Source organism: Bradyrhizobium sp. UFLA01-814 (assembly GCF_046718885.1).
Lineage (GTDB): Bacteria > Pseudomonadota > Alphaproteobacteria > Rhizobiales > Xanthobacteraceae > Bradyrhizobium > Bradyrhizobium elkanii.
On the sequence record NZ_JAQOSR010000005.1, the window covers coordinates 25,729 to 38,397 of the forward strand.

General features: G+C 65.5%; 12 protein-coding genes. 7 read left to right on the forward strand and 5 right to left on the reverse strand.

Going from position 1 to position 12,669, the window contains the following annotated elements:
* Positions 1–70: 70 nt before the first annotated feature.
* Positions 71–1,513, forward strand: a complete 1,443-nt coding sequence (locus PMN64_RS02655) for an undecaprenyl-phosphate glucose phosphotransferase (RefSeq protein ID WP_304499416.1) — start codon at positions 71–73, stop codon at positions 1,511–1,513.
* A gap of 29 nt (positions 1,514–1,542) precedes the next feature.
* On the opposite strand, the gene PMN64_RS02660 is transcribed toward PMN64_RS02655, so the two are convergent.
* The 5 genes from PMN64_RS02660 to PMN64_RS02680 form a co-directional block, all read right to left on the reverse strand.
* Complete coding sequence (locus tag PMN64_RS02660) at positions 1,543–2,151, reverse strand: hypothetical protein (RefSeq protein ID WP_304499417.1); 609 nt, start codon at positions 2,149–2,151, stop codon at positions 1,543–1,545.
* Entirely contained in the window at positions 2,144–2,920 is a 777-nt protein-coding gene (locus PMN64_RS02665; RefSeq protein WP_304499418.1) for a metallophosphoesterase family protein, read from the reverse strand. Before PMN64_RS02665 ends, PMN64_RS02660 begins: the two co-directional genes overlap by 8 nt.
* Before the next feature lie 7 nt (positions 2,921–2,927).
* Positions 2,928–4,211 carry a hypothetical protein gene (locus tag PMN64_RS02670; RefSeq protein WP_304499419.1) on the reverse strand — a complete coding sequence of 428 codons (1,284 nt, stop codon included), beginning with the start codon at positions 4,209–4,211 and terminating at the stop codon, positions 2,928–2,930.
* A gap of 109 nt (positions 4,212–4,320) precedes the next feature.
* Positions 4,321–4,605 carry a hypothetical protein gene (locus PMN64_RS02675; protein WP_304499420.1) on the reverse strand — a complete coding sequence of 95 codons (285 nt, stop codon included), beginning with the start codon at positions 4,603–4,605 and terminating at the stop codon, positions 4,321–4,323.
* Positions 4,606–4,704: 99 nt separating this feature from the next.
* Positions 4,705–5,010, reverse strand: coding sequence for a hypothetical protein (locus PMN64_RS02680; RefSeq protein ID WP_304499421.1), 306 nt, complete (start codon positions 5,008–5,010; stop codon positions 4,705–4,707).
* Positions 5,011–5,307: 297 nt separating this feature from the next.
* Here PMN64_RS02680 and PMN64_RS02685 point away from each other — a divergent pair, with 297 nt between their 5' ends.
* The 6 genes from PMN64_RS02685 (at position 5,308) to PMN64_RS02710 (ending at position 12,668) form a co-directional block, all read left to right on the forward strand.
* Entirely contained in the window at positions 5,308–6,420 is a 1,113-nt protein-coding gene (locus tag PMN64_RS02685; RefSeq protein ID WP_018270685.1) for a polysaccharide biosynthesis/export family protein, read from the forward strand.
* A gap of 31 nt (positions 6,421–6,451) precedes the next feature.
* Positions 6,452–7,966 carry an O-antigen ligase family protein gene (locus tag PMN64_RS02690; protein WP_304499423.1) on the forward strand — a complete coding sequence of 505 codons (1,515 nt, stop codon included), beginning with the start codon at positions 6,452–6,454 and terminating at the stop codon, positions 7,964–7,966.
* A gap of 58 nt (positions 7,967–8,024) precedes the next feature.
* Entirely contained in the window at positions 8,025–8,690 is a 666-nt protein-coding gene (locus PMN64_RS02695; protein WP_411779617.1) for a hypothetical protein, read from the forward strand.
* Between the two features lie 129 nt (positions 8,691–8,819).
* On the forward strand, positions 8,820–11,093 hold the full coding sequence (locus PMN64_RS02700; protein WP_411779618.1) for a polysaccharide biosynthesis tyrosine autokinase: 2,274 nt from the start codon (positions 8,820–8,822) through the stop codon (positions 11,091–11,093).
* Between the two features lie 13 nt (positions 11,094–11,106).
* The gene (locus PMN64_RS02705) at positions 11,107–11,919 is read left to right on the forward strand and encodes a hypothetical protein (RefSeq protein WP_411779619.1); all 813 of its coding nucleotides are present in this window, start codon (positions 11,107–11,109) and stop codon (positions 11,917–11,919) included.
* Positions 11,916–12,668, forward strand: a complete 753-nt coding sequence (locus PMN64_RS02710) for a class I SAM-dependent methyltransferase (protein ID WP_411779620.1) — start codon at positions 11,916–11,918, stop codon at positions 12,666–12,668. Before PMN64_RS02705 ends, PMN64_RS02710 begins: the two co-directional genes overlap by 4 nt.
* The last annotated feature ends 1 nt before the right edge of the window (position 12,669 follow it).

The following is a 12,669-nucleotide window of genomic DNA, read 5'->3' on the forward strand; positions in this document are numbered from 1 at the left end:
GCAGGTCTTGCGAGCTCACGACCCGCCTGATAATACACATATGAATTGTTAACACGAATGTTAATTCCCGATGACCGACCTTTCGGACGCTCGATTGGCGAAAGTACCGGTTAACTTCGGCGCCTTCTCGTTCGCTTTCGCCTCTCTCGAGGTGTTTGCCGTCGCCTTCGAGATGATAATCGTCGTGCTGTCCAGCATCGTTGGCGGCGCGGCCTATCACCTCTTTTACTACCACACGGTTTATAGCAACAGCTTCGAGGGTTTTCTAGGGATCGGGGTCCTCGCCGCCATCCTTCACATGTTCGTGGCGAAGTCGCAGGGCCTCTACAATGCGCAGGTGCTGGCCGGTCTCGACCGGCGCTGGAGCAGTCTGCTCGGCGGATGGCTGCTGGTCGTTCTGCTGATGACCTTGATCATCTTCCTTTTGAAGGTGGGTTCCGGCGTCTCGCGCGGGTCGGTGATGTCATTTGGCCTGATCGGCGGCCTCGGGCTGGTTACCGGACGGATGCTGCTGCAGGCGCCGCTGCAACGCGCGATCGACCGCGGCATGCTGGCCACGCGCCGCGCGGTCGTGGTCGGGATGGCGGACGAATTGTCCCGGGTGCGGCAAGCGAGCCTGCTGAGCGATTTCGGCGTTAGCGAGGTGCGACAGGTCCAGCTCTCCGGATCGTCCGACGACGCCGGCGACCGGGCTGCCGTCGCGTCAGCCATTCGCGCAGCCCGCGAGTGCGGCGCCGACGAGATCATCCTGGCCATGCCCTGGCAGCAAGAGCCGCGCATCCAGTTCGTGTGCGATCAGCTGCGGGCATCGCCGCTGCCGGTGCGGCTGCTGCCGGACCGGACCGCGGAGCGATTCCTGGCGCTGCGGATGGTGGCGACCGGCCCGATCCCGACGCTGGAAATGCAGCGCTCGCCGCTTACCTCGCTCGAGCGCGCCGGCAAGCGGCTGTTCGACATCGTGGCATCCAGCGGCCTCCTGGTGCTGTTCGCGCCGCTGCTGATCGGAACGGCGATTGCGATCAAGCTCGACTCCAGGGGGCCGGTTCTGTTCCGACAGCGCCGCAACGGCTTCGACGGCGAGCAATTCACCATCCTCAAATTCCGCTCGATGCACGTGCTCGAGGATGGCGATGTCATCACGCAGGCCCGCCCGAACGATCCGCGACTGACCGGGATCGGCGCGACGCTGCGCCGCCGCAGCATCGACGAGCTGCCGCAGCTGGTGAACGTGTTGCGCGGCGACATGTCGCTGGTCGGGCCGCGGCCGCACGCGCTGGCGCATGACGACAAATATTCGAAGCTGATCGCGAGCTATGCGCAGCGCCAGCACGTCAAGCCCGGCATCACCGGTCTCGCGCAGGTGCAGGGGCTGCGCGGCGCGACGCCGGCGATCGAGGACATGCAGCTGCGCGTGGCGCACGACCTCATCTACATCAAGAGCTGGAGCTTCGTGCTCGACCTGCGCATCCTGCTGCGCACGGTCGGCGCGGTGCTGCGTCACAAGGGTATCTGACGGCTGGGCATCCGGCTCCAGGCGCGCCTTTACTCCGGAATGCTCTGGTTGGCGTCCTTGAATTCCGCCTCGATGATGCGCCGGTTGGCGTCGCCAGCCACGCGATAGGCCTGCCCGATCGCGCCCTTCAGCTCCGGCGCGCGGGTGAGGATCAGGCGGATCTGCCGCTGCAGCAGATCGACCAATTCGACATCGCGCGTGGTGTCGACCTGCGCCAGCAGGATCAGGCGCGGCGCGATCAGGTCGCTGCGGTTGAAGCCGGTGTAGTAGGACATCTTCAGCGCCTTCGACGCGGTCGGGTTCAGCCAATCGAACCGTCCCGTTGCCGAGGCGAGGCCGAACCAGGCGCCGGCGTCCATCGGCGAGAGGCGAAGCGCGCGCGTGAACGCGGTTTCGGCCGCCTCCGGCGACGTCTGCAATTCGCTCCAGCCGTCGCGCAGCCACAGCTCGCCTCGGACCATGCCGACTTCCGCGGCGATCGCCGGTTTGCCGCGCAATGCATCGGCGGCAAGCCACCAGGCCGACAAGGCCAGCGTCGCCGCGCCGATCGCGGCGGCGACGGGCACGAAGGCAGGCGAGAGGCGCCTCGCATTCCGGCCGATCGCGGCAGCCATCGTGTTAGCTATCGTGTCAGCCATGGCGCGCGGCCCGGTTGCCGGTCATCAGCAGGGTTCGCCGTGCTCCCTCGAGCTTGACGCAGGTCAGGCGGCCGGTCGCATAGGCGCCGGTGTCGACATTGATGCGGTTGCGCAGCAGCTCGGCTTCATGCACCGGCGTATGGCCGTGGACCACGACCTTGCCGAAATCATCTTCCGACATCAGGAAGTCGTCGCGGATCCAGAGCAGATCCTCCTTGCGCTGCTGGTTGAGCGCGACGCCGGGCCTGACGCCGGCATGGACGAAGAAGTAGCGTTTGTGCACATAACAGAGCGGCAGCGAGCGCAGGAAGGCGAGATGAGCCGCCGGCATCTCGCGGATCAATTGCCGGGCGAGCGCCCTTCGTTCGGAGGCGTCGGGATTGGGCGAGGGCGTCAGTCCGTAGGACATCAGCGTTTGCAAGCCGCCGAACTGCCGCCATTGCGCGAGCATGTCGGGATTGACGAGAAACTCCAGCAGGCAGGCCTCGTGATTGCCGAGCAGGCAGACCATGCTGCGGGTGCGGCGGCGTTGATCGAGCATGGCGATGACATCGCGCGAATCCGGTCCGCGATCGATATAGTCGCCGAGGAACACCTGGATCGGTCGCGCCGGCCGGAACCGACCGATGTCGGCATCGATGCGGGCGCAGATCTCGTGCAGCAGGTCGGCGTGGCCGTGGATATCACCGACGGCGTAGATGCAGGTCTCGTCGCCCTCATGTTCGCGATCGCCGGTCTGGCCGACAAGACGCTGGAGGAAGCTTCGCATCTGGCGCCTAGCCCGCCTGCAACCGTGAACGGCTGATCCGCTGTGCCAGTCCTGTTCCGATCACGGCTCCCAACACGATCACTCCGGGCAGCGCCGGCAATTCCGGCAAGGTGAAGCTAGCAAGCAGCAGCGTCAGCAGGACGGCTGCGGCCGATGCAGGGTAGGACCAGTCTCGGCCGCGATTGCGCGCACCGGCCGTGAACGCTGCGATGCCGACGATGATAGCCGCGACTAAAGTCCAGAACATGGCGGAACCGAACTGGGCGATCAAGGCCGCCGCGCTGGTCGCAACCACCGGCCGCGTGGTGGCGCCCTGCCAGTCCATATAGGTCGACGCCAGCATTGCCGTGGTGCCGGCGCCGCTGCCGAGCGCGGGCAGGTCGGCGAGCAGATTGTGGGTCGATTGCACGAACTCGGACGGTGCATGAGCAAAGGCGACCGCAAGCGGCACGTCGGGATGACGATTGGCGATTGCCGTCGCCAGGGCGATCAGCGCGATCGCTGCCGCAGCAGCAGCGCTGCTCCAGCGGTGCAGGTGAAGTTTCCGCGCGGCGAAGGTCATCAGGACGAGGGCGATGCCCGCGGCGAGTGCGATCGCGGCGCCGCGCCCTCCGTACCAGCAGGCGCTGGCGGCGCAGAACAGCGCGCCGGCGGCGAGTAGCCAGCGCAGCCGCGTCAATTGGGCTGCGGTGCGGCCGTCAGCGTGTCCGCCGACGTCGAGCGCGCGCGCAAGGCTGAGCGGAACGCCAACGAGAACCACGACCAGGAATCCGTTTGCCGTCTCATCGCGCGCACCGCCAAGCCAGACTTTGACCGGATCGCTTGATAGCAGCAGGATCAGGGCCGCGACGGCGGCCGTTGCTGCAATAATGCGGGCCACCACATCGGCGCGGCGGGCGTCGATCGCGATCGCGGCGGCGGTGATCATGACTGACGTGAGTGACAGCCAGATCAGCAGCGCGCCGAGGCTTGCGCCGGTGTCGATCGTGATGCTGCCGCTGAGCTGTGCTCCCAGTGTTTCGCCGGCGAACTTCCACACCGGATGTGCCAAGGAAGCCAGTGGCAGCATCTGCAGGATGATCCAGAGCATCGGCAGAAGCGCCGCCGCAACAGCAGGACCTGCGACCGACTTCAGGAACGACAGCTCACCTGGACGGATCGCCACGAGACTTCCGAGCAGCCCGAGCGACGTCGCCGCGCCGACGGGACCCGTTGCGAGCGATGCGTCGATGAGACCCAGCGGAATCGACGCCCCGATCAAGATGCAGATGAAAGCCGTGACGTTCCACACGAGAGGGGGAGGTCCTGCGGAGGATGAGACGCAAGACAGCGGGATGCCCCGGGCTTGCCGCGAGGTCAACGGAAATCGGCCACGCCAAAGGGGGCAGTGTTATGCCCTGCTATTGCGAACGGCGCAGGGCGAGACGTGGCGTCGAGCTGCGAGACCAGAACAGCGGCGCGAAGGTGCTTGCCAGATAACCGACTTGCAGCGCTACGATCGCGGTAATCATGAGCAGCGCGGTTTCCGACCACGACAGGCGCGCGACTCCGATGGCGGCCAGCAGCGAGAGCTCCGCGAGCACCACCGGCGCCAGCACCAGACAGTGCTGGCGCAGCCCGAGAACGGTGCCGCCGATCAAATTGCCAAGGAAAACAAATAACATAACCAAACCCTGCGTCCGCATGGTAGCGGGCCGGGCCTAAGCCGGGGTTAACCCGTACGCTGCAAGCCGGCCGGCGCGGCGCCGGTCGAATGGCCAGTAGTTTTGTTAGTCGATTAACATTCAGAACGGGCGCAGATCGCCGTAACTATAGGCGGCCCAATAGTCGCGTCCGCCATATGGTCCATAGGCGCCGTAGAGCGGCGCGCAGGAGTAGCGATCGGGACAGCCGTGCCAGCAAACCCGTTTCCACTGGCAGACGTCGCCATGACAATATTGCAGCCGCTGACAGTTGCCGCCGACCCGTTGCACGGCGCGCGGCGCAGGGGAAGCGCTTAGTTCTGCGGCAAAAACCGAGCTGCCAACAGAACCGCCCAGCAGCAAGGCGACCATTCCCAACGCGATCGCCAGTAGCTTCATGCGGGCCATCGAACCCTCAATCGGTTAACTCAAACCATCTCATTCACAGATAACGGGAACATCCGACGAAATCAAAGCCGGAGTGACGGCGCGCCGGGCTTTGTCTCACGGCGGTGCGCCGGTGTCGCCGAATTACCTCACCTCGCTAACATTATTTATCAATTGCATCGCAATATATCGTGGAACCCTGTGATTGTGATAGTCGGCGTGTTACGGCACGGCCGGAGTATTTAAATGTCGCGTGTGGTTTTCCTTCGGATAATGTTATTGCTTGCGGCCGCCTGTTGGGTCAGCGGTTGCCACTACATGCCGACCAACGGTCCGACGAGCTCCGATGTCGTGGCCGGGCAGCGCGATCCCGAAAGCCTGCCCTATGCGATGGTCAAGATCACACCGCAGATCGAGAACGTGCTGGCGTCATTCGCGCCGCAACTTGCCGGCGGCATCCAGGGCCCGCCGCCGAAGGATATCCGTTTCGGCATCGGCGACGTCGTCAGCGTCACGATCTTCGAGGCCGCCGCCGGCGGTCTGTTCATTCCGGTCGAGGCCGGCGTGCGCCCCGGCAACTACATCACGCTGCCGAACCAGAACGTCGATACCGACGGCAACATCTCGGTGCCCTATGCCGGCGCGATCCGCGCCAAGAGCCGCACGCCGACCGAAGTGCAGCGCTCGATCGTCGATGCGTTGAAGAACCGCGCGATCGAGCCGCAGGCCGTGGTCGCCCTGATCGAGCAGCGCACCTCGCTGATCTCCGTGCTCGGCGAGGTCAATTCGCCGAACCGCTTCCCCGCCAACGCCGCGGGTGAGCACGTGCTCGATGCCATCACGCGCGCCGGCGGCCCGAAAGGGCAGGGTTTTGACACATGGGTCATGCTCGAGCGCGACGGCAAGCGTACTACGGTGCCGTTCGGCCAGCTGGTCTACGAGCCCAAGAGCAATATCTATGCCCACCCCGGCGACACCATTTATGTCTACCGCGAGCCGCAGACCTTCGTCGCCTTCGGCGCCTCGGGCGCGCAGGGCCAGTTCAATTTCGAGGCCTGGCGCATCTCGCTCGCCGAAGCGGTCGCCAAAGCGGGCGGCCTGAACGACTCCTCGGCCGATCCGGCCTCGGTGTTCGTCTATCGCGGCGAACTGCCGGAAGTGGCCGCGAAGCTTGGCGTCGACGTCAGCAAATATTCAGGGCCGATCATCCCGGTCGTCTACAACATCAATTTCCGCGATCCGGCCGGCTATTTTCTGGCCACGCGTTTCCAGTTGCGCAACAAGGACGTGCTCTATGCGTCGAACGCGGCATCCGTCGAGGACGCCAAGGTGATGCAGCAGATCCGCCTCGTGACCGCAACGGTGAACGATCCGATCGTGGCCGCCTACAACGCAACCTTACTTCGTAATTCGATCAAGCTTGCGCCCTGATATTGGGGCGTGAGCCGGCACGGCCGGCTTCATGACACGTTTGCGACTAGCTTCCGGCTCGGGCGAGGCGACGGCATTGCCGTGGCCGGTGCGCTGGTCGTCGTGGCTGTTCTGCGCCGTCGTCGCCTTGGCGCCGCTGCCGCTCGGCTCGGTCGGCACAGTTGCGCCCGCGATCTGGTCGATCCTGCTCGGGATTGCACTGCTCGGGGTGTTGCCGATGCGCCTGCGCGGCAGTCAGCTCATGATCCTCGCCGTGACTGCGCTATTGACGGCGCTTGCCATGCTGGTGCTGCACGAGCAGTCGGCGCTCCGCCCCTGGTCAGGTGTGGCGCCGAACGCGTTGTGGGCACAGGCCGGCAAATTGCTGCCTGCCGAGTTGCCGCCGGCCGTGTCGATCGCGCGCGGTCAGCCGTTCTATTCGATCGGCGTCGGAATCGTTTGCCTGCTCAGCTTCGCCATCGGCGTCATGCTCGGTGCCAACCGCGGACTGGCGCGCGGGTTGTTGCGGGCGGTGGCCGCGGCGGGCCTGGTCTATGCGATCTGCGGCATCATCACCTTCGCGATCGATCCCACCCGGATCTACCTGCTGCACGAGAAGCAGGCGCACCTGGCGTGGCTGACATCTCCCTTCGTCAATCGCAACACTGCCGGCATCTATTATGGTTGCTGTGCGCTGATCTGGCTGTTGTTCGGCTGCGAGCTGATCGAGCGGCATTGGCCGTCGCGCCGCGCCAGCCTGTCACGGCTGCTCGCGCGTCTCGATATGCCGGCGCGGCACCGGCTCGCCGGCCATGCGTTCGGCTGGCTCACCTGCCTGCTGGCGATGTTTCTGACCGGCTCGCGCGGCGGCGTCGGGATCTCGCTGCTCGCTGCGGTCGCAGCCGCCGCGATCTTCTTTCGCAACCGGGTGCCGCGCCGCTACGGCATGATCGTGGCACTCGGCGTCGGCAGCCTGGTCGCGCTGGCACTGCTGCAGCTTCTCGGCGGCGGTGTCGGCGCGCGCTTCAGCACGATGGGCCTCTCGGACGAGGGACGGTTCTCGACCTATCGCGCAACGTTGCGGATGATCTGGGATCACCCGTGGCTCGGCGATGGTTTCGGGACCTTCGAATGGGTCTATCCGGCCTATCGCACCGACGACATCTCGCTGCGCGGGACCTGGAACCGGGCGCACAACAGCTGGCTCGAACTGGCGTCCGACGGCGGAATGTTAATGGCCGGCGCCGCCATGATCGCGCTGCTCGCAGCGTTCGGCGTGCTCGCGCATGGCGTGCGGACCCGTCGCCGCGACATGATCGTGCCGCTCGCGGCGCTCTGCGCGTCGGCCGCCGGCGCGCTCCATTCGATGATCGATTTCTCGCTCCAGATCACCGGCTATGCCGTTGTAATCGCGGCCCTGCTCGGGGCAGGCCTGTCGCAATCCTTCCGCTCCGGCGGGGGCGGCTCCGATGGCGGCTCCGATCGTGACGCCGGTGTTACGGTCGGGCGGCCGGTTAACGCTGATTTGGCACGCCGAAGTGGGGGCGCCGCCGGCGAGGCTATTTAATTGGCGCGATAACTCTGACTATGCTAACGAACTGTTAGTATTCGTTAGGGAGATAGCTGTGTTCACATTTGAGCGATCCGGCGGCTTTTCCGCCCCGCGCTTGGCGACGTTGGTGGTGATGCTGGTGCTCGCGACACCCGGTGGCGCGGCGCTGGCGGAGACCCCTGGCGGGTTGATCCAGCTGTCCCAGGCGGTCACCAATTTCAAGGCCAGCCCGGAGCAGCTACTGACCCAATATCCGAATGCGGGCGTGGAGTTGACCTCGCGGGCGCGCGATTTCGCCCTCAACGATCCGACATCGCTCGATCCGCTGATTGCGCTGCTTGCCAAGGCAAGCAAGGACCAGAAGACGGCGATCGCCGCCGGTCTCGCCCAGGCCGCGCGCATCGTGGTGCGCAGCAACCAGCCCTACGCGACGCGCATCCAGCAGGCGATTGCCGACACCAAGGATCTCGACACCGTGATGGCGTTTGCCGCAGCGTCGGGTGACAGCGGCACCGCCGCGACCGGTGCCGGCGGCGCGGGCAGCGCCGGTGCATCCGGCGGCCAGACCAGCGCGCTGGGCGCCAGCGGCGCCGGAGCTGGCACGCTCGAGGCCATCGACGGCAACAGTGTGAACACCGGCATCTTCAGCTTCACCTCGTCGGTCAGCAGTTCGGGCCGCACGACGACCGGTACGGCCACGGGCACCGGCACCACCCTCATTTCAACAGTAACTCCCTGAGCGGGCTTCCGATCGCCAATGGAGAACTCTCTGCAGCAACGCGCTTCGGTGTCGGCGGCGGGACGCTTCGCAGGATCATTGGAGGGCGCGAGGGCAGGATCCATCCTGCCGGCGCGGCGATAGGACGAGATGCTTCAGCGCAACCAGATCTCGCCGTCTGTCGATCTGAGAAATCGTCCGGCTGAACTGCCGTCGCTGGCGGAAACCTTCGACGCCTTCGTCACCTATCTGCTCCGGCAATACTGGGTCATACTCGGGACCGCCGCGCTCTGCCTGTTCGGCGGCATCTGCTATCTGATGACAGCGGCGCCGAGCTATACGGCGCTCGCCACGATGATCATCGACACGCGCAAATTCCAGGCCTTCCAGCAGCAATCGCCGGTGAGCGAGGCCCCGGTCGATTCCGCCGCAGTCGAGAGCCAGGTCGAAATCCTGAAGTCGGAGAACGTGGCGCTCGCGGTGATCCGCGACCTCAAGCTCAACGAGGATCCGGAATTCGTCGGCTCGAGGGCCGGCGCGGCGGGAGCTGTGCTGGATTTCGTGTCCGGCCTGCTCGCCGGCGGCGCGCCGCCCACCGAGTTCGACCGGACCCGGCGCGCGGTTCGCGCCTTCCAGAAGCAGCTCGACGTCCGCCGCCGCGGCATGACCTATGTGATCGAGGTCAGCTTCCGCTCGCTCGATCCGGAGCGCGCGGCGCAGATCGCCAATGCCGTCGCCGACGCCTACATCGTCGATCAGCTCGATTCCAAGTATCAGGCGACGCGACGCGCCAGCGTCTGGCTGCAGGACCGCATCCAGGAGCTGCGCACGCAGGCATCCAACGCCGAGCGCGCGGTGCTCGACTACAAGAAGACCAACAACATCGTCACCTCCAGCGGCAAGCTGCTCAACGAGCAGCAGCTCGGCGAGCTCAACACCCAGCTGCTCCACGTGAAGTCGCAGGTCACCGACGCCAAGGCCAAGCTCGACCGCATCGAGGCGGTGGTGAAGGGGGGCGTCCCCGATGCGACGGTGGCCGATACCCTGAACAACCAGGTCATCACCAAGCTGCGCTCGCAATATCTCGAGCTGGCCAACCGCGAGGCCGACTGGTCGTCGCGCTACGGCTACAATCATTTGGCCGCCGTCAATCTGCGCAACCAGATGCGCGAGATCCAGTCGTCGATCGTGGACGAGCTGAAGCGGCTCGCCGAAAGCTACAAGAGCGACTATGCGATCGCCCTGCAGCGCCAGAACGAGATCGAGCGCGCCGTGAACGACTCGGTGTCGCAGTCGCAGTCGACCAACCAGGCGCAGGTCACGCTCCGCGAGCTCGAGAGCTCGGCGCAGACCTATCGCTCGCTCTACGACAACTTCCTGCAGCGCTACATGGAAAACGTGCAGCAACAGTCGTTCCCGGTCAGTGAGGCGCGGGTGATCACCCGTGCCTCGCGTCCGCTCAGCAAGAGCCATCCGCAGACCTTGGTCGTGCTCGCGCTCTCGGCGCTCGGCGGCCTGATCGCCGGGCTCGGGTTCGGCGTGCTGCGCGACCTCTATGACCGGGTGTTCCGCACTGCTGAAATGGTCGAGACGATCCTCGAGGCCGACTGCGTCGCCATCGTTCCGCGCGTCTCGCCGGGCCAGATCAAGGCGCCGGTCGCCGGTCGTCCCAACCTGCCGATCGGTCCGCGCACGATCCGGCGCGGCGACGAGCCGGTGCTGTGGGCGGCGATCGATTCGCCATTCTCGCGGTTCTCGGAAGCGATCCGCTCGATCAAGGTCAATGCCGACCTCAACGTCACCAAGCCGTCAAAGATCCTCGGCCTGACCTCCGCGCTTCCCAACGAGGGCAAGTCGACGCTGGCCTTCGTGTTTGCGCAACTGGTTGCCCAGAGCGGGGCCCGCGTGCTCCTGATCGATTGCGATCTGCGCAATCCCTCGCTCAGCCGCAAGGTCGCCGCGACTGCCGAGCGCGGCATCCTCGACGTGCTGTCGAACAATGCGACATTGCAGGACACGCTGTGGCGTGATCCCGAGACCGGCCTCGCCTTCCTGCCTGGCGCCACGCGATCGCGCATCGCGCACTCGCACGACGTGCTGGCCTCCGACCAGATGAGGGATTTCATCGACGGGGCCCGCAGCCATTATGACTACGTGATCGTCGATTTCCCGCCGCTCACGCCGGTGGTCGATGTCCGTATCACCGCACACTTCGTCGATTCCTTCGTCTTCATCGTGGAATGGGGCAAGACCCAGGTGCAGGTGGTCGAGCGTGCGCTTCGCAGTGCGCGAGCGGTCAACGAGAACCTGCTCGGCGTCGTGCTCAACAAGGCCGATATTGCCGCGATGAGCCGCTATAGCGGCTATGGCGGCAAGAACTACTATTACAACTCGCACTATGGGCGATATGGCTACACCGAGTGAGACGCACGGTGGGATGCCCGGGCGCGCAGCCGCCTGGCTTGCGCGCGGCTTGCTGGCCGCGGTCGCGTGCTCGTCGGTTGCCTGGGGCACGACCACCTTGCCGGACTTTGTCGACCAGACCCGGCTCGACGGCGCAAAGGACCTGATCCTTCGCAACGTACCGGTCAGCGACGCCGAGCTCGATGACCTCGGTCCGCTGCTCTCGCGCGCCGTGGCGGAGAAGGATTGCATGCCGGCCATCGATCGCAGCGCGGCGGTGATCCGGTTGCGGCGCGCCGAGAACGCGCTCGCATCCGGCGAGCAGGTCGACGCCCGGATGGGCGAGCTTGACGAAGCTGTCCGCAAATCGCTCGGCTGCGCGCCGGCCGATCCGTATCTTTGGCTCGTGCTGTTCTGGCTTCGCAATACAAGGCAAGGTTTGAGCGACGCCAATTTCGACCTGCTGCGGATGTCGTACCGGCTCGGACCGAACGAGGGCTGGATCGTGGTCAAGCGCAGCGCGATGGCGCTCGCAATGTTTGACGCGCTGCCGCCTGACCTTTCGGCCGACGTGATTGCCGAGTTCGCGCGTCTCGTGAAGACTGAACTGTACACCGAGGCAATCGATCTCCTGAAGGGACCTGGCTGGGCGCACCGTGACAAGCTGCTGGCCGGCCTCGCAGCCGTCCCGCAACGGAACGTCGACGTCCTGACCCGCACCATGGCCGACATTGGATACGATCTCGACCGCCGCTCGGCGGCGGAACGGCGCAATTGGGAGCACAAATCGAACGATCGCTTCGAGGAGCTTGCCCGAATGCCGCCGGAGGCGAGGGCCAGGCCATGACGATGGAATTCTGCGTCGGACAGCACAACGCGCACTATGAGGGCGTCTATTCGGCGCAGGAGCGCGACTGGCGCCGCGTCTGCGCGGTCGACAAGGCCGATCATATCGCCGGCTTGCTCGGCCCAGCCGCCGCGAAGGTCGGAAATGTGCTCGAGGTCGGCTGCGGCACCGGCGCCGTGCTGGCGCGGCTGTCGGCGATCGGTGTCGGCCGCGACTTCACCGGCATCGACGTGATCGATCCCGCGACCAATCTGGAGATCGACGGTGCAGCTTCAGCTCCATTCCGCTGGTCCAGCTATGACGGTGCCACGATCCCGTTCGCCGACGGATCGTTCGACCTCGTCTATGCCAGCCACGTCCTGGAGCACGTGCCCGAACCACGCGCATTGCTTTACGAGCTCGCCCGCGTCTCGCGAGACTTCATCTATGTCGAGGTGCCCTGCGAATTGCACGCGCGGACCAGTCGCGGGGCGCTGCAATCGACGCTCGACATCGGCCATATCAATTTCTACACGCCCGATACGTTTCGGCTGCTGCTGGAGACCGTGGGGCTCAAGGTCAAGGACTTCGGCACCTGGGACCACAGCCTGCCGGTGCATGCTTTTCATTCGTCTCGGATGAAGGGGCTCGCGAAGAGTATCGTGCGGAAGTCGCTGTTGTCGGTCAGCCCAGGGTTCGCGACCCGGCTTGCGACTTATCATTGCGGGGCGATCTGCCGGCACGACGCGGCGCCGCCACGGGACCGCTGAG

What these genes read in the sequence shown, in the direction of transcription:
- PMN64_RS02655 (WP_304499416.1), top strand. Translation starts at nt 71, where the DNA reads ATGACCGACCTTTCGGACGCTCGATTGGCGAAAGTACCGGTTAACTTC.
- PMN64_RS02685 (WP_018270685.1), top strand. Translation starts at nt 5,308, where the DNA reads ATGCCGACCAACGGTCCGACGAGCTCCGATGTCGTGGCCGGGCAGCGC.
- PMN64_RS02710 (WP_411779620.1), top strand. Translation starts at nt 11,916, where the DNA reads ATGACGATGGAATTCTGCGTCGGACAGCACAACGCGCACTATGAGGGC.
- PMN64_RS02705 (WP_411779619.1), top strand. Translation starts at nt 11,107, where the DNA reads ATGCCCGGGCGCGCAGCCGCCTGGCTTGCGCGCGGCTTGCTGGCCGCG.
- PMN64_RS02660 (WP_304499417.1), bottom strand. Translation starts at nt 2,151, where the DNA reads ATGGCTGACACGATAGCTAACACGATGGCTGCCGCGATCGGCCGGAAT.
- PMN64_RS02665 (WP_304499418.1), bottom strand. Translation starts at nt 2,920, where the DNA reads ATGCGAAGCTTCCTCCAGCGTCTTGTCGGCCAGACCGGCGATCGCGAA.
- PMN64_RS02700 (WP_411779618.1), top strand. Translation starts at nt 8,820, where the DNA reads ATGCTTCAGCGCAACCAGATCTCGCCGTCTGTCGATCTGAGAAATCGT.
- PMN64_RS02675 (WP_304499420.1), bottom strand. Translation starts at nt 4,605, where the DNA reads ATGCGGACGCAGGGTTTGGTTATGTTATTTGTTTTCCTTGGCAATTTG.
- PMN64_RS02680 (WP_304499421.1), bottom strand. Translation starts at nt 5,010, where the DNA reads ATGGCCCGCATGAAGCTACTGGCGATCGCGTTGGGAATGGTCGCCTTG.
- PMN64_RS02690 (WP_304499423.1), top strand. Translation starts at nt 6,452, where the DNA reads ATGACACGTTTGCGACTAGCTTCCGGCTCGGGCGAGGCGACGGCATTG.